This window comes from Acinetobacter lwoffii, from assembly GCF_019343495.1.
Lineage (GTDB): Bacteria > Pseudomonadota > Gammaproteobacteria > Pseudomonadales > Moraxellaceae > Acinetobacter > Acinetobacter lwoffii_P.
In genome coordinates this window covers 1,727,032-1,742,480 of sequence record NZ_CP072549.1, presented here as the reverse complement: position 1 = coordinate 1,742,480, position 15,449 = coordinate 1,727,032, and the positions used below count along the sequence as shown (strand labels likewise).

Here is a 15,449-nt window from a genome sequence, read left to right as displayed (position 1 = left end):
CTCTCTGCTTCCTGCTCATCTTAATTTCTGCTGCACTTTCAGTGCATAAACGGTATTGCCGCCTACCGCAGGTAAAACATCGTGATAGGGCATACTGCGCATGGCTCTTAATAAGAATGGCGCCTGATCGTGAATCTTCATGCTGCTGGTGATTTGAAATAAGGTACCTTGTGACTGCGGCAATAAGCGCATGCCACCTTTCACAAACTTTAAGTCACCGCCATTGGCATTGAACTGGTTTTGCAAGGAATCAGGCTGGTAAAAACGCATTTTGAAGTTAAATGGAATCTGAATCACCCCTAAACCGACCGACACCTTATAGTTGGCATCTATATTCTGGGTATTGACCGGATTCAGTTCGACCTTCTTGATTTGCCGGGGGAAAAGTTGCTGCGTCGCTTCAGCAGCCAACCATGGCCGCAATTTTTTGACCGGATGCGCAAAATATTGATAGGTGCTGCTAAATCTTAAATTTTCTGAGGCTTTTCCTTCTTTGACCTGATAGCTCGGTAAAATGAAACTGACCGGTTGCCCTGATTTTTGGCTGATCTGGGCAATTTTTTGTAGCTGTTGAGGGTTGAATCTCATCTGCGGAATTGGAGTTGCTAGTGCCGCTGTATGATCGGTTTCAAAGCGCTGTTGTAGTGCTTCCAGTAGAAATGCATTGGTACTCGGCGGAATGCCGAGTTTGGCTTCAGGCAGCGCATTCAGGATTTTACTGAATAAAAAGCCTTTGGGCTGATTCAGGTCGCCCCATTGGGTGACAGTCACCAGCGTTTTATGCGGACCTAGTGCAAACCATTCCAGTTTTCCTGCACCATAGGGAATTGGCGCATCGATAATTAAAGTACTAATGCTGTTATCACCCAGATGATGCTGCATCACCACGGTTTCTTTAAAGTTCAAGACCGAAATCGGGGTCGGGATATGAACCTGATATTTAACCTGCTGAATCGAACCCTGCTGCTCCAGCACTTTGGCTGACTTTAAGGTCGGAAACAGACCCACATAATTCGGATAATGGCGCAGCAATTTTTCAACTTGAGCTTCAGCCACAGGCAATATCACAGCCGCACTATAAAACTGTGTCTTGCTGGCTGCATTACTGTTTAAGGTGGGAAGCTGGGTTTTAGTCGAGGGATGCGCATAAATCAGAATTCGCTCGCCGGTTAATTCTGCCAGTTGCTGGGCATTGCCCTGATAAGCACTCAGACTGCTCGGCAGTTCGGCATTCCAGGGAATGATTTTGGCCAGTGCTGGAGCAGAAACTGCCAAACAAACACCGATGAGCATGCATTGCTTTAATCCTTTCATTCAACATCCTGTTGCGTATTTTTTGTTTTAATTGCTGTTTATTTAAAACCAAATGCACGTATTTCCAAAGCAAAGTTATGTAATTGATGCGACAGGCCATAAGCGCTATGGATATTTTGGTATAGTATTGGGCAAGATTTTATTTTTGATGTGATGCTATGACTGAGTCAGCACCGACTTTATCGACCCGTTATTTTCTGACTTTAGAAGAATCTCAGGATGGTTTTGCCCTGGCGACGTTTGGTAAAAAGCAGATTTCACGTTTTCTGACCCCTTTGGTCAGTATCGGGATCATCATCTGGGGTTTCTCGATGGGCTTTGATGGCGTCGGACGTTATTACGTGGCTTTGGGCGCATTCTTTCTGCTCCTGCAAGGTATTATGCGTTACTGGTTCCTGCCGATGATGTTTAAACGCCAGTTTGTTAAATATCAGTTTGGTAAAAGCGAACAGGGTATTGATTTGTATCAGGACTATGCGGAAATTTTTACCAATGATCGTAGCAAGCTGGTGCCATATAGCGAAGTGCAGAATTTTGCTGTTGGTAAACTGACTTATATGCTGGAATTGAAAAACCGTACCGTGGTTATTGTGCCGAAGCGTGCATTTAAGGACGGCACTGAACAGAGTATGTTCGAGCATACATTTAAAAAATAATTCAGATATCTATAAAAGGAAAAGGGAAGTTTTGATCATGAGCACACGTCCATCCAAAATCGTTTGTGTGGGTCGCAGTTATGCCGATCATGCCAAAGAACTCGGCAATGCGATCCCTGATCGTCCGGTATTGTTTATCAAGCCACCGAGTGCCTTAAGTTCGCTCGAAGCAGGCATTGAGTGGAATCCGGAATGGGGCAATTGTCATTATGAATGTGAACTCAGCTTGCGTATTGACCGGACTTTAAGCAAAGAAAGCGATCCTGTGAAAGCACTTGAAGCTGTGGGGGCGGTGACTTTAGGTCTGGACTTAACTTTGCGTGATTTACAGGATGATCTCAAGAAAAAAGGCCAGCCTTGGGAACGTGCCAAAGCCTTTGATGGTTCTTGTCTGTTGTCGGACTGGGTGCCTGTCGCCGATGTAGTCACTGACTGGAAAGATGTGCATTACACACTCGAAGTCAATGATGAGATGCGTCAAAAAGGCGATACTGCATTATTGATATTTGATATTGCGACGTTGCTGGCTGACATCAGTCAGGTCTTTACTTTGGAAGAAGGCGATGTGGTGATGACCGGTACCCCGGCAGGCGTTGCGGCATTGCATTCAGGCGATCAACTGAAAATGACGCTGAAGGGGCAGGCTCAGGATTATGTCTGGACGACTTTTGTGAAATAACCAAGATTTTGAATCAAAGGAGCCAATGGGCTCCTTTTTCATATGCATCATTTTATTCATTAACAGTATAACGCTTGCGAAACTGATCAGGGGTGCTTCCCATCCAGCGTTTAAACATATTGATAAATGCCGAGGCATTGGCATAGCCCAGATCAAAGGCAATGCTTTCAACGCTATGACCTGAATTTAATAAAGACATGGCCTGCATCACTTTCAGGCGTTGCCGCCATTCATGCAGTGACATTCCCAGTTCTTTCTGGCTGTATCGGGCTAGCGTCCGCTCGGTTAAATTGACGCGTTCGGCCAGTTGCTGCAGCGAGCTTTGATCTGCCGGATGCTGATGTAAATAATCTAAAATCTGTTTCAGCAATGCATGTTCTGAATGCGGTAAATAACTGCTGACCAGTTGGGCTTGCTGGAGCTGATCGAGCAGCACCTGTAGCAGACGCTGATATTCAGCTGAATTCTCGAATCCCGGATGATCTTGCTAATGTAGTTGTTTCAGGTGGGTAAATAAAGCAGTGACCAAGGGGGCGCTGAGCAGGATGCCCGGTTGAGTGGGCAGTTGGCTACAAAGTGATTCATGCACATACAGAGTGCCATGAGAAACTGCGGTACGGTTCAGACCACGATGCTCTAAATTCGGTGGGAGCCAGATGCCGTGAGGTGAAGGCGTCACATAATTTATATGATTAATATTCACTTCCATCACGCCATGAAAAGCATAGACAAATTCTCCCCAGGCATGACCATGCAGCGGATAAACAGATTGCGCAGGATCTTCCCTGAAACTGATCCACAGAGGTGCTTTAATCAGATCATGGGTCGGAAGTTGCTTGAGCGAAGCTGAATCTGCTTGGATTTTTTTATGCATCACCGAAATTGCCTGAATAACACCATCATTTGTCTGTTTTGAAGTATATCTTTTATTTCTGACACTTTTATAGTGTACCTTCCAAATGAGCAACAGGACCGTATGTGAGCCAGCGTCAGGCATTAGATGCCAAAGCATCTGCCATCATGTTTGTATTGTGTATGTTGTGGGGTTTACAACAGGTGGTATTGAAATGGGCCGCCAGTGATATTTCAGCCCTGATGCAAATTGCCTTGCGTTCAGCCTTATCTGCGCTGATGGTTTATCCCCTGATTCAGCAAAGCGTACGCCGTCAACTGTGGAATGCACGCTATTTACCTGCAGGATTGCTGGTCGGTGTGTTGTTTGCAACCGAATTCTATCTGATTGGTGAGGCACTGCGTTATACCTCAGCCTCGCATACGATTGTTTTACTCTATACTGCACCGATTTTTGTGGCTTTGGGTTTGCACTGGAAATTGCCGGCAGAGCGTTTGTCTGCTGTGCAATGGGGCGGAATATTTCTCGCCTTTAGCGGAATTGTAGTCAGTTTTCTGTTACGTCCACAAACGGGGTCAGGTCTACAGACTGATGCCTTGTGGGGAGATTTTCTGGCCTTGCTTGGCGGCGTATTCTGGGCAGCCACCACAGTCAGTGTACGTCTGAGCCGGCTGGCTGAAGCACCTGCAACCCAGACTTTGTTCTATCAATTATTGATGGGTGGAATCCTGTTATTGCCTCTGGCTGTTCTGACTGGGCAAGCAGCTATTCAATGGACGGTGTTGTCTATTTCCAGTCTGATTTTTCATACCGTACTGATTTCCTTTGCCAGTTATCTGATCTGGTTCTGGATGCTGAAGCATTATCTGGCATCGCGTCTAGGGGTATTTTCCTTTTTGACCCCTGTATTCGGCATGCTGTTCGGCGTACTGATTCTGGATGAACATATCGAAATCAATTTTATTATCGGCACCTGTATGGTCATGCTGGGTGTGATTCTAGTGAGTTTGCAGGGATGGCTGAAAAAACCGAATATCAATAAAAGCATTCAAGAGCAAGCATGAAAATCTGGTCTGTAAATTTAGCGACCTGGATTGGTCTGTCTTCTATTCTGATCTGGGCCAGCCTGGTCGCCGTAGTGAAACTGATTACTGAATCCACCAGTGCAGTGCAGGGGATTGCTTTAATTTATAGTTTTAGCAGTCTGGCGATTTTTGCGTTCACCGGCTTTCCAAAAATCATGCAAATGTCCAAGCGTTATCTGCTCGGTTGTGGCGCTTTATTTGTGGCTTATGAGATTCTATTTCTGGTTGCTGTGGCATGGTCGGATAATCGTGAACAGGTGATGCTGATTGCCATGATCAATTATCTGTGGCCACCCTTGATGATTGTTTTTTCGATTTTTGCCCGACAGTTGCAGGCTCGCCTCTGGGTGATTCCAGGCTTTCTGCTCGCTGTGATGGGACTGATGCTGGTGGTCAATCCAGAAATCACTAATCTGCCGAAGTTTATGCAGGCTTTAGCTGAAAATCCTTGGGCCTATGGCTTTGCCTTTCTCGGCGCTTTGTTATGGCCTTGCTACTGCGTTCTAACTAGGACCTATGGCCGCGGACAAAATGGTGTACCGATTTTCTTTTTGGTCGCTGTAATTAGCTTATGGTTCTTACATTTAGGATTAAACGAACCTTTTATCATGCCCACATTCAAGCTATGGTTGGGAATTGCAGTGGTGGGTAGTCTGATTGGCATCGCCTATAGTAACTGGAATCAGAGTATGCAGTTCGGCAATATCAAGGTGCTGATTTTAGCCACCTATTTTATGCCGATTCTTTCTTCGGTCATGTCAATGCTGATTCTGGATGTCAGACCCGAACTCAGTTTTTGGATCGGGACGGGTTTGGTGACTGCAGGCGCTATAGTCTGCTGGAAATCTACCGCTATCAGTTAAAAAAAATCCTCTCAAGCGAGAGGATTTTTTTATTTATGTCGGAACAGTTCGGACAATGGAAAATTGAGTTTTTCTTCCAGATATTGATCGGTTTCCTGTAATCTAGGTGAGAAATTTTGCATCCAGATGTCATCAGTCTGGGCATTGGTGAGATGGTTTTTGCGTGGCAGTGGATAGGGTAATTGCAGATAAAAATTCCAGAAGCTGACCTGATCCAGATCACGAACCAGCACATATTCATTTTCATCGGTACGTTTGATCAAATTCTGCTTTTCAAACATGGCGACATAGCTCGGCCAGCGTCCAATTTCATCCCGGCCTAAGACCTCAAGTGCTTGGGCTTCACTGATGCTTTCACCAGTTTTCTGCTTTTTATAAAATAATTCTAACAGATCCAGCAGCATGACGATGGGATGGCGTTTATTGTCCTGCCCAGATTCAAACGCCGTCAGGGCATAGCTGATTTCAACCCCCAGTAATACAATAATCCACGACAGATAAATCCAGAGCAGGAAAATCGGCACGGCGGCGAAGGCACCATAGACGATCTCATAGCTGGTAAAGTTTGACATGATATAGCCAAACAGATTTTTTAGCAGCTCAAACACCACGGCACTAAATAGACCGGCAATAAAGGCAGATTTAAGCGGTACACTGCGATTCGGGATGGTCCAGTTCAAAATGAAAAATCCGAGTACAGTCAAAGAAAAGGAAATCGCCCAGAGAACAAAGGCACCATCCAGCTCATAACCGGCAAAGTTATTGCTGAGAATGCTCATGGATGCCACGGTCGAGGAAATCACAAACGCACTGCCGAGTAAAATCGGCCCCAGCGAAATAATGGTCCAGTAACGCATAAAGCCCATAATTCCGCCCCGCGTTTCAGTCACGCGCCAAATGCGGTTAAACACCGTTTCGATACTGCTGAGCATCAATACTGTGGTCACAAATAAGAACAGAATACCAATGATGGTGAGATTGCTGGATTTATCGGTAAAGGCATTCAGGGCTTTATCAAAGGCAATGGTGGTTTTGGGTAAAAAATTACTATAAATCAGCTGCTGTAATTGCTGCCGCGCAGGTTCTAGGGCTTTAATGGAAGAAATAATCACCAGAAAAACCGTCAGCATCGGCACTACGGCGAACAGGGTGGTATAGGTCAGGGAACCTGCCTGTTCGCGACAGCGGTCTGTTTCAAAGCGTCGAAGTACAAATAAAACAAATTGAAACCAGTGTTTTTCATAGAAAGGTAATTTCTTTAAATACTTAACAATCATCTGCATCCAATCTCAATTTTTTTAATCATCATGAATTTTCATCATCAGCTTAACCAAAAAACTTGCAAAGTATCGTATAGTTTTATTTTTTAAGTAATGAATAAGAACCATGATGCAACCTTATGTCCTTGTTTTATATTACAGCAAATATGGCTCAACCAAAGAAATGGCGCATCTGATTGCCAATGGAATTGAAGCGGCAGGCGTGGCAGTAAAAATCAGGACAGTTCCAAATATATCCAGCATGGTAAAAGTCGCTGAACCGAGTATTCCGGCAGAAGGGGATATTTACTGTACTCTGGACGATCTGGCGCAGTGTGCCGGCCTGGCGCTCGGTTCACCGACCCGTTTTGGTAACATGGCTTCTGAAATGAAATATTTTTGGGATCAGACCACGAGTCTGTGGCTGAATGGAGCGCTACACGGTAAACCGGCTTGCGTGTTTACGGCATCAGGTTCCATGCATGGCGGACAGGAAAGTACTTTGCTGACCATGCTGCCGCCGTTGTTCCATCATGGCATGATGATCATGGGGCTTAGTAACTCAACACCGGCACTCTCGAATACCAAAACTGGTGGTACGCCTTATGGCGCTAGTCATGTCAGCGGCCCACGGCATGATCAGGGCCTGAGTCAGGATGAAAAAATTCTGTGTGAAGTACAAGGCAAGCGTTTAGGTGAAGTGGTACTGAAACTCAATCGAGTCTGACAAGCACTCACAGGAAATGAAGCATGAACTTCATTTCCTGAATTTTATTAGGCTTCTTTTTGATCTTTTTGATCTTTTTGATCTTTTTGATCTTTTTGATCTTTTTGATCTTTTTGATCTTTTTGATCTTTTTGATCTTTTTGACTAAATCTGTATTTGCATTTCAGACATTGATAATCCTGAAACAGATTACGGTCGACAGAAACCCCGGCTTTTTTCCCCAGAAAATTACCGACCACACCGCCGGTAATCCCGACACTGATTGCACCGACAAAAGTGCCTACGGTTCCGCCGACAATCACACCTAAAGGTCCGGCTACTGTACCAATTGCAGCGCCAATCGATGCACCTGAAGCAGCGCCACCCACAGTCCCTGCAGTTGCACCCGCTGAACTCATGAGAATGCCGCCAATTTTCTTTAAATTCTGCTCATGATCGCGCTGTTCGATATCAGCTGAGCCACATTTAGGACATTGCATAGATTGTTCCATCAAGGATTGAGATGTGCTTGTTTTAGGTTTGTCGGGAATAGGATGTGTGCCCTGATCAGCACGTATTCATAACATACAACAACACACTAGATAAGTTTTGAATTCGCAAATCAGAAACATTGCATACTCACTTGATTCTAGTTGAGTTCACGCTAAAACATTGTATTTCAGCTGTAAATATATGCCTTCTTGGTTGATTAACGCAATTCTTAACCTGTCATTGAGGAAATGGCAAATCTCAAGATCATCAGAAATGTTCTTCTCTCATCAGTCTAAATATTGCGATCTTAGGTAGGCCATTTCTGGATTCGAAATGAAAAAGGAAGGGAAGTCGAAAAATATGTAAACGAGTTCTTATCAGGTCTATTCAAGTTTTCAGCCAAAATACATCTGAATATTGGCGTTTCTTTATAAGTCACCTTCATTGTAATTGATTAATTATATTTTAAATAAATCGTGACATTTATCCTTATTAAATAGAAGTTCTAATAAAATAAAAATTTACGACTTTTAAAATATAAAAAGTATAATAATTCTAATCTTTATTAGATAAATTTTTGATTATTGATAATATAAAAAATATATTATCTTAATCAAGTTTTTTGGATGAATTTTATATTCAAAAAAAATTTATATAATGATTTCTTACAAATCACAAATAATAAACAAATATATATTAATTTAATAAAAACAATAATTTATATTTTTAAATAAAACAAAAAAATATGTGAATAGGGATATTTTCTACATTTTATAATTTTATGTGATTTAATATTTTTCAGATAAATTTAATCTTACTTAAACGAAAAATTAAATAAATATCTTAAATCAGAGGATATTAAGATTATGAGAATATTAGTTATCAATCTGGGTTTATTAGGTTTATGTTTTCTGAGTAACGCTTATGCCACCTCTGATGAGTGGACTCAGCGTTGGAAATCATCCAGTGCCCGTTCCAATGAGAATCTAGTTCAAGCCAATCTGATCGAACTTAAGGAGTCAGACTATTATTCCGGATTAGGTAAAACCACCGTTCATAGCACTTCGACCACCTCCATCGGGACGGTAAATACCCCGACCAACAATATCAATGTAGAGGGTACAGACAACAGTATCGATATTACGAGTGAGTTGCTGAATGAAGCACCAGTCAATTCAAATACCAACCAAAATCCTCAGCGCTGTCTTAATTTAAGTAACAGACCAGGAGAATCACAATGTTGAATTTCTCCTCGACCAGAAGACATATATCTTTCGTGAGTGCCACTGTCCTTTTCAGCTCTTTTTTAACAGGCTGCACAGGCTTGGCACCTTCAAACAAGAAGCCAGTTAGCCTGGTACAAGGCCCCCCAATTACCGATATTTTTACCCCTTTTGATATGGCTTTATCCTGCCTAAAAGGACAATTACGTAGTGATGTGAGTTTCTCCGTGGGGGCAATTCTGGATCAAACCGGTAAGGATGTAGTTACCAATGGTGGTAGCGGAAAAATGGTGACCCAAGGTGCGGGAGATATGGTGCAATCTGCCTTGTTTCAGGCGGGGGTAAGCTTAATGAACCGGCGTGATCCCCGGATTATCGAAAGCGAAGCCAAGTGGGGCATTCGTGATCCAAGACAAATCCAGGCTTCTGATTATTATGTGACAGGCAGTATTAACAGTCTGGATTTTATTCCGGGTGGTGGTTTTGACATGCAGATCGCTGGTGTCGGTCCGAATTATAGTCAAACCCGGATTATGGTCGGTCTGGATTTATCTTTGACTGATACCCGCAGCAGTAAAGTCGTGGGCAATGTTTCATTGCAGAAGCAAATTGCTGCACAGGATTATGGCTTAAGTGCAGGCAGATTCGCTGGTCGTACACTCTTAAATATTCAGATTGGAAAAGGAGAACGAGAGGCAACTAACTTTGCCTTGCGGCAAATGTTGAATCTGGCCACTTTTGAATTGCTGAGTCAGGTTGTCCCACCCGCCGTATTTGAAAGTTGCCGTGCGCAGATACCGCCAGAGTTTGGTCAATTGAACTTAACCCGAAGTTCTGTCGCTCTGCATAAATACAAGAAAAACCAGCAACAAAATAGTACAGCTTCAAGCAGTGTTGTTCAGGAGTCAGTCTCAAGCCAGGCAGACTCATCTAATGAAAAAAATAAGTCAACCAACTCACCGAGCAAAGATACGAAACCGCCAAAACAGAAAGAGTCCGAGGTGATTCAAAACCCTGAAGCAGAGCCTGAAATGAGCAAACAGGACTTGATTAAATATATTAGCAAGAAGCAGCATCCACCTTCTTCAAATGAAAAGAATGAAGAAAAAGATACTCAAGAAAAGGCTGATAAAGAACAAGAAGATGAAAAAACCACAACGCTATGGGAGGCCAATCCTGAGGTGGTCGAAAATTACTGGTCTAGCACCCAGCGTGATTAAAAATATTTAAAAATGGGCTCGCTCCCATTATAAGAAGGAGTACTTAGCGAGAGGTACTTCAAAACAAAAGTAGGAAGAACAACGATGAAAAACACGATCAAAACAATCGCTTTATCCGTCGCCTTTCTGTCTAGCGCAGGTATGGCATATGCCCAAGGAGATGAAACACCTACTGACGTCACCGTAGATACAGGCTTGCAAGCTACCTTGGATTCTATTTCTCAGCAGGTTGAAAATGGTTCTGCTTTGAATCTTGCAGTGAATACAGGTGATGTTGATGCAAGCGTTGATTTAGAAGCAATTGCAGAAGCTACAAGAGAAGCACCAGAGGCCATTAGTTCAATTGAAGGTACAATTGAAACTACTGCGATTGGTGCCGCGAATACAGGTAGTATCAGTATTGAGCAGGGTAGCTACAATAAGGTGGTATCAGACATATCAGATGCCACGGATAACTACGACTACAGTGCAGTAACCAGTGCAACTAATAATTCTGAAACTCTAGAGGAGCTATCAGAGGTTTCGGATAGTTCAGATATCTCGGAAGTTATAAGTTCGACACTGAGTACTGACTATAGTGAGGAAATCAATGAAACTTTAAGCAATTATAGTGTAGCGAATATTGCCTATAATGCGGGTGCTATTGATGCATCTGTCAGTGCTATTTCAGAAGGAACTCAAACTGCTATTAACAACAGCATCACAACTACCGCTATCGGTGCTGTGAATAGCGGTAGTATCACTGTGACTGTTAAATAAACTCTTTTTTCGAGGTGAACACAGGTCTAACTATTGGCAGATAGTTAGGCCTCTTTATTTTATAATAACATCCACATAAATTGTTGTTTATTCATCGGATAAAAAAGTACTTATTGTTTGACACTCTCTATTTCAGAAATTGAGTAGTCTGGAGCTTAAGATTAAGTCATTTATCTAGGATCAAATCTGGAAGAATAAATAAGAATTTAGGCTGAGCTATAGCCGAGTTTTGGATATTTTAAATTTATATCATCAGAAAAACGCAATAAAAAAAGAGCGCATCAGCGCTCTTTTGAAATTCATTGGCGAGCTTAGTCGCGAACAAATTCAACTGTGCCATTTGCTAAAGACTTCACACGTGCCAGTGATTCCACACGGTAGCCTTTTTCAAGCAGCAGATCACGACCTGGCTGGAATGATTTTTCAATCACAATGCCAATACCGACTACTTCTGCATTTGCCTGATGAATCAGGTCTGCAAGACCTAAAGCTGCTTGACCATTAGCCAAGAAATCATCGATCACTAAAACCTTGTCGGTTGAGCTGATGTGTTTATTTGAAATCGCGATCGTGCTTTCAGTTTGTTTGGTAAATGAAAAGACTTTAGAACGATATAAATCATCTTTCAGGGTCAGAGACTGGTATTTACGTGCAAAGATCACCGGTACGCCAAGCTCTAGGCCGGCCATTACGGCAGGTGCAATACCTGATGCTTCAATCGTAATAATTTTGGTAATACCAGCATCCTTAAACAGACGCGCAAATTCTTGACCAATCAGTTGCATCATGACTGGATCAATCTGATGGTTTAAGAAAGAGTCTACTTTCAAAACTTCTTCAGAGAGGACGATGCCTTCAGCCAAGATTTTCTGTTCTAGTGCATGCACGGGAGAATCCTCAAGAGCAGGTGCTTTTTCAAGCAAAAGCGTATTGTAAAAAGCACCCGGAAAAAATCAAGTGAAATTCGCCAAAAACTTAGTTGCTTGCACCTTTATAGTCAGTTAACAGTAAACCATAGGAGGTTTTCTTGTCGACATGCGAAACTTTGACTGGAAGATAGTCAAGTTTTGGTGCCAGCCAGAAAATGGTTTCACGACCTGGTTTGCTATGTTTCATCACCACTTTAATGGTATTAAAAGATCCGTATTTGGTACTTATAGTCTCTGAACCCTGTTTGACAAACTTGCGGCCTTCAACTTCTTTAGCATCAGCGATGTAGTAATTTGCTTTCAGGCCTGAATTTTTTAAATCTTCACGGATCTGCAATTCCGCATTCAACTCATCCAGAACATCTGCTCTCCAGGCAAAAGAACGTTTTTCATCATCTTTCTTGGTACTGATAGTTTTGCTGGAAGGATTGAAATTAATACTCATAGTGTTGTTATGCACCAATACTTTACTACTGCGACTGAAACTGCTTGAGCCGATCTTGCCATTATTAAAAGTAAAGCGGCTGGTTTCGGTTGCAGAGGCAATCCCTCCAGCTTTTGCAGCAAAGACATAAGTCCAGTTATTGCCAGATTTACTTAGAGTCCGTGTTGCAGAACCCATGTTCTTGCCATTATAGCTAAATTGATAACTGGCCTGAAAAGGAGTCATGGCAAAAGCCTGGCTAGAAATACCAGTGAACAGTATCGCGCTGCTCAGACCCGTGGTCATCACTAAAGTTTTGAATACAGTCTTCGCCATCAGTTATTTTCCTATATTGGTTAAACGGGCAAAAAATATCATTTATTGCACCCTTTATTATTTGGGCAAAATATGGAAGTTGAAGGGATATTTCTGCCAAAAATGTATATTTCATGTAGTTTTATGGAACTTTTTTTCAAAAACTACGTTTGACATGATTTAAGAAGGATCTTTCTGTTTGATAGGGGTGACCCGGTTGTCATCCATCTTGTCTTCATCCCAGTTCTCTTCCTGATCTTGGGAAAGTTTTCTAAACAGGGCGGCCAGATTGACATTACCAATCACCACCAGTTCGGCTTCACGAAGTACTGCGTGATTCACATGAACTTTGCCCAAGGTATCAATGACCGATCGGCTTTTACCTAACCAGCGATTTAAATCTAGATAAAGCAAGTCATCGATGACTTTAATTACGCCCAGTTTTTCCAGAATCATTCCCAAAGGATCTTTATTCAAGATACGTTGATAGAAGAACAAGCCGAAACGCACGCCCAGTTTATACAGCATATTTGGATATTTGGCTTCAATCAGCTGAGTATCACTAATTTGCTCGAACACGATCAACTGGGTGGTTTTATTCAATTCCATCTGTACCAGTTTCAAATCAACCGATAAAGTGACAATCAGGCCTTTATAATCCAGTGTTGCATACAAACGCAGCCAGTCTTCGTGTAAATCTGCATGTAAGTCTTTTAATGCATCGACATTGTCTGTGACAAAGCGCTGAAAGGTTGCATTCAGGAAGACTTGCGATAAGGGAAATTCACGTTCATCTTCAATAAATCCTTCCGCCCTCTGATACACTTGGCGGATTCGGTTGGAAATATTGGAAATTAGCGTTTGCATACTGAAGCGTCCTGGCAACTTTATTTTTGACTCGGGATGTATCTTGTCGAATTGTATGAAAAATACAAGCGTTCATGCTTGAAGTTTAGCAAAATAAATAGCACCATTTTTATAGTTTTAGTTATGTAACGTTGAAGATTTGATGGATTTGGCATTTTAAAAAGATAAATGACGAATCCGTTTATTTTTAATCTTTCAAATACTTTTTTGGGGAGCTGAACTCAGTATTGAGTTTGGGCGAATGTGAAAAAACGATGATACTCATGTCTCTGGTCAGAACTTGGTGGAAAGATCCAGTGTTTAGCAGTGCGGTGGTTGCCGCAGGCATTCTGCATTTGATCGTGCTGACACTGGAATTTGGTATGCCACAAGATCTGGATACCAGCACCAAAGAAATTGCGGTCAGCTTGCGCCAGACTGATGAAAAAATTGAGCATGCCGATTTTCTGGCCCAGACAGACCAGCAGGGTTCCGGTCAGTTTAGAGAGGCGCATCGCATGTCGAGTGATATGCCCTCGCCATTAATGGAACAGCAGGCAGGTGAAGAGCTGGAAAAAAGTCTGGATATGCTGCAACAGCAACAACAGCTCAGTTTTGAAGAAAAGGTCCTGATGACCACTTTGAGCTGGCAAAAGCAGGCGGAGGAAAATCAGCGTAAAAAAATGCAGGAGCAATTACAAAGCCAGTTTCAGGCCAAAGCGGCCATGGTCGCCAGTCTGGAAGCGCAATATTTACAGCGTCAACAAAATTTCAGTCGTCAGCAAAAAATTAAAACTGTAGATGGGATTCAGGCCAAGCAGGATGTTTCGGCCGCCTATCTGGAAAAGTTCCGCGAGAAAGTGGAATTCTATGGGAACCGTTATTATCCGGAAGCCGCCAAACAACAGAATCTGGCAGGGGAAGTGCGGCTGATGGTAATCCTGAACCAGAATGGCGGAATTCGTGCCATTCGGCTGATTGACAGTTCGGGACATGCCATGCTGGACGAAGCAGCCAAAGCTTCCGTGCGTAAGGCAGCCCCATTTGGTGCTTTCGACAGTAAAATGAAAGAAATTTCCGAACTGCGAGTGATTCGTACCTGGCGTTTTGACCCGGCAGAAGCGGAGTTTGAGGTACGTTAAAATTGATATTTACCAAGACCTCTCCCTAACCTACTCCTAATAAGGAGAGGGAACTATATCTATAATGTTTAACAATCATAGGATTCTAATGAATGTTCTCCCTCCCTCTGGGAGGGAGTTAGAGGGAGGGCAACTTTCATTAAAAAAAAGCGAGCCTTGGCCCGCTTTTTTTAATATTCAAATTTTAGTTCTGTTCCAGATAAGGGTTTTCAAAACCCAGCTTGGCTAAAATCTCAATTTCAATGCTTTCCATTTCTTCGGCATCTTCATCCGAGGTTTCATGATCATAGCCCATCAGGTGCAAGGTGCCATGAACCAGCATATGGGTAAAGTGAGTCAAAGGCGCTTTGCCTTGTTCACTCGCTTCACGTAATACCACCGGAATACAAATCACCAGATCACCAATGGGAAATGCATCCAGAAACTGTGCCATTTCATCTGGAAGTTCACTTGGGAAAGACAGTACATTGGTCGGTTTGTCCTTGTCTCGATATTCCAGATTAAGCTTATGACTTTCGTCATTGTCGACACAGGCAATTCCGATTTCGCAATTACTCTGAGTGCCGATATGACGTAAAGTGGTTTCTACAACCTTTTTAATATAGGCACGTTTCGGTACCAGTTCAGGCGACTGAAAGTCCTGTTGTAAGGAAAGACTAAGTTTCAACACAAATCCTTAAGTTT

At 42.7% G+C, this 15,449-nt stretch carries 16 protein-coding genes and 1 pseudogene; 9 read left to right on the top strand and 8 right to left on the bottom strand.

Annotated features, from left to right (window positions below):
* Positions 1–15: 15 nt before the first annotated feature.
* The gene (locus J7649_RS08210) at positions 16–1,314 is read right to left on the bottom strand and encodes an SRPBCC family protein (protein ID WP_219307356.1); all 1,299 of its coding nucleotides are present in this window, start codon (positions 1,312–1,314) and stop codon (positions 16–18) included.
* Positions 1,315–1,472: 158 nt separating this feature from the next.
* Here J7649_RS08210 and J7649_RS08205 point away from each other — a divergent pair, with 158 nt between their 5' ends.
* Both J7649_RS08205 and J7649_RS08200 read left to right on the top strand, forming a co-directional pair.
* Positions 1,473–1,970: a YcxB family protein gene (locus J7649_RS08205; RefSeq protein WP_219307354.1), complete on the top strand. Its 498-nt coding sequence runs from the start codon at positions 1,473–1,475 to the stop codon at positions 1,968–1,970.
* Between the two features lie 37 nt (positions 1,971–2,007).
* Positions 2,008–2,649 carry a fumarylacetoacetate hydrolase family protein gene (locus J7649_RS08200; RefSeq protein WP_180180559.1) on the top strand — a complete coding sequence of 214 codons (642 nt, stop codon included), beginning with the start codon at positions 2,008–2,010 and terminating at the stop codon, positions 2,647–2,649.
* 52 nt (positions 2,650–2,701) lie between these two features.
* Here the strand turns inward: J7649_RS08200 and J7649_RS08195 are convergent.
* Positions 2,702–3,523, bottom strand: a pseudogene (locus J7649_RS08195) (AraC family transcriptional regulator).
* A gap of 104 nt (positions 3,524–3,627) precedes the next feature.
* Between J7649_RS08195 and J7649_RS08190 the strand changes: the two are divergent.
* Together J7649_RS08190 and yddG are read left to right on the top strand one after the other, a co-directional pair.
* Positions 3,628–4,566, top strand: coding sequence for a DMT family transporter (locus J7649_RS08190; RefSeq protein WP_219307352.1), 939 nt, complete (start codon positions 3,628–3,630; stop codon positions 4,564–4,566).
* On the top strand, positions 4,563–5,450 hold the full coding sequence (yddG, locus tag J7649_RS08185; protein ID WP_004281450.1) for an aromatic amino acid DMT transporter YddG: 888 nt from the start codon (positions 4,563–4,565) through the stop codon (positions 5,448–5,450). Before J7649_RS08190 ends, yddG begins: the two co-directional genes overlap by 4 nt.
* Before the next feature lie 29 nt (positions 5,451–5,479).
* Here yddG and J7649_RS08180 read toward each other — a convergent pair whose 3' ends face one another.
* A complete protein-coding gene (locus J7649_RS08180) occupies positions 5,480–6,727 on the bottom strand; it encodes a YihY family inner membrane protein (RefSeq protein WP_004281448.1) in 1,248 nt (415 codons plus the stop codon).
* Between the two features lie 112 nt (positions 6,728–6,839).
* Between J7649_RS08180 and wrbA the strand changes: the two genes are divergently transcribed.
* Entirely contained in the window at positions 6,840–7,436 is a 597-nt protein-coding gene (wrbA, locus tag J7649_RS08175) for an NAD(P)H:quinone oxidoreductase (RefSeq protein ID WP_034438516.1), read from the top strand.
* Between the two features lie 47 nt (positions 7,437–7,483).
* On the opposite strand, the gene J7649_RS08170 is transcribed toward wrbA, so the two are convergent.
* Positions 7,484–7,927 (bottom strand): hypothetical protein, encoded by a 444-nt coding sequence (locus tag J7649_RS08170; protein ID WP_171065047.1) that lies wholly within the window; start codon positions 7,925–7,927, stop codon positions 7,484–7,486.
* An 846-nt stretch (positions 7,928–8,773) separates the two neighbouring features.
* On the opposite strand from J7649_RS08170, the gene J7649_RS17035 reads away from it, so the two are divergent.
* From J7649_RS17035 to J7649_RS08155, 3 genes are all read left to right on the top strand, one after another.
* Positions 8,774–9,151, top strand: coding sequence for a hypothetical protein (locus J7649_RS17035; RefSeq protein ID WP_005108624.1), 378 nt, complete (start codon positions 8,774–8,776; stop codon positions 9,149–9,151).
* Positions 9,145–10,350 (top strand): CsgG/HfaB family protein, encoded by a 1,206-nt coding sequence (locus J7649_RS08160; protein WP_219307350.1) that lies wholly within the window; start codon positions 9,145–9,147, stop codon positions 10,348–10,350. Before J7649_RS17035 ends, J7649_RS08160 begins: the two co-directional genes overlap by 7 nt.
* A gap of 84 nt (positions 10,351–10,434) precedes the next feature.
* Positions 10,435–11,109, top strand: a complete 675-nt coding sequence (locus J7649_RS08155) for a hypothetical protein (protein WP_005101144.1) — start codon at positions 10,435–10,437, stop codon at positions 11,107–11,109.
* 311 nt (positions 11,110–11,420) lie between these two features.
* Here J7649_RS08155 and J7649_RS08150 read toward each other — a convergent pair whose 3' ends face one another.
* The 3 genes from J7649_RS08150 to J7649_RS08140 all read right to left on the bottom strand — a co-directional run bounded on the left by J7649_RS08150 (position 11,421) and on the right by J7649_RS08140 (position 13,644).
* A complete protein-coding gene (locus J7649_RS08150; RefSeq protein ID WP_005094083.1) occupies positions 11,421–11,996 on the bottom strand; it encodes a xanthine phosphoribosyltransferase in 576 nt (191 codons plus the stop codon).
* Positions 11,997–12,084: 88 nt separating this feature from the next.
* Positions 12,085–12,798, bottom strand: coding sequence for a DUF3108 domain-containing protein (locus tag J7649_RS08145; protein WP_071850839.1), 714 nt, complete (start codon positions 12,796–12,798; stop codon positions 12,085–12,087).
* 159 nt (positions 12,799–12,957) lie between these two features.
* The gene (locus J7649_RS08140; protein ID WP_219307339.1) at positions 12,958–13,644 is read right to left on the bottom strand and encodes a hypothetical protein; all 687 of its coding nucleotides are present in this window, start codon (positions 13,642–13,644) and stop codon (positions 12,958–12,960) included.
* A gap of 263 nt (positions 13,645–13,907) precedes the next feature.
* On the opposite strand from J7649_RS08140, the gene J7649_RS08135 reads away from it, so the two are divergent.
* Positions 13,908–14,765 (top strand): energy transducer TonB, encoded by an 858-nt coding sequence (locus tag J7649_RS08135; protein WP_219307337.1) that lies wholly within the window; start codon positions 13,908–13,910, stop codon positions 14,763–14,765.
* Positions 14,766–14,949: 184 nt separating this feature from the next.
* Here J7649_RS08135 and ybeY read toward each other — a convergent pair whose 3' ends face one another.
* A complete protein-coding gene (gene ybeY, locus J7649_RS08130; protein WP_219307335.1) occupies positions 14,950–15,432 on the bottom strand; it encodes an rRNA maturation RNase YbeY in 483 nt (160 codons plus the stop codon).
* Positions 15,433–15,449 lie beyond the last annotated feature (17 nt).

Excerpts from the sequence above, each read along its gene's own strand:
- J7649_RS08210 (WP_219307356.1), bottom strand. The coding sequence starts at position 1,314 with ATGAAAGGATTAAAGCAATGCATGCTCATCGGTGTTTGTTTGGCAGTT.
- J7649_RS08205 (WP_219307354.1), top strand. The coding sequence starts at position 1,473 with ATGACTGAGTCAGCACCGACTTTATCGACCCGTTATTTTCTGACTTTA.
- J7649_RS08200 (WP_180180559.1), top strand. The coding sequence starts at position 2,008 with ATGAGCACACGTCCATCCAAAATCGTTTGTGTGGGTCGCAGTTATGCC.
- yddG (WP_004281450.1), top strand. The coding sequence starts at position 4,563 with ATGAAAATCTGGTCTGTAAATTTAGCGACCTGGATTGGTCTGTCTTCT.
- J7649_RS08180 (WP_004281448.1), bottom strand. The coding sequence starts at position 6,727 with ATGATTGTTAAGTATTTAAAGAAATTACCTTTCTATGAAAAACACTGG.
- wrbA (WP_034438516.1), top strand. The coding sequence starts at position 6,840 with ATGCAACCTTATGTCCTTGTTTTATATTACAGCAAATATGGCTCAACC.
- J7649_RS08170 (WP_171065047.1), bottom strand. The coding sequence starts at position 7,927 with ATGGAACAATCTATGCAATGTCCTAAATGTGGCTCAGCTGATATCGAA.
- J7649_RS17035 (WP_005108624.1), top strand. The coding sequence starts at position 8,774 with ATGAGAATATTAGTTATCAATCTGGGTTTATTAGGTTTATGTTTTCTG.
- J7649_RS08160 (WP_219307350.1), top strand. The coding sequence starts at position 9,145 with ATGTTGAATTTCTCCTCGACCAGAAGACATATATCTTTCGTGAGTGCC.
- J7649_RS08155 (WP_005101144.1), top strand. The coding sequence starts at position 10,435 with ATGAAAAACACGATCAAAACAATCGCTTTATCCGTCGCCTTTCTGTCT.
- J7649_RS08145 (WP_071850839.1), bottom strand. The coding sequence starts at position 12,798 with ATGGCGAAGACTGTATTCAAAACTTTAGTGATGACCACGGGTCTGAGC.
- J7649_RS08140 (WP_219307339.1), bottom strand. The coding sequence starts at position 13,644 with ATGCAAACGCTAATTTCCAATATTTCCAACCGAATCCGCCAAGTGTAT.
- J7649_RS08135 (WP_219307337.1), top strand. The coding sequence starts at position 13,908 with ATGTCTCTGGTCAGAACTTGGTGGAAAGATCCAGTGTTTAGCAGTGCG.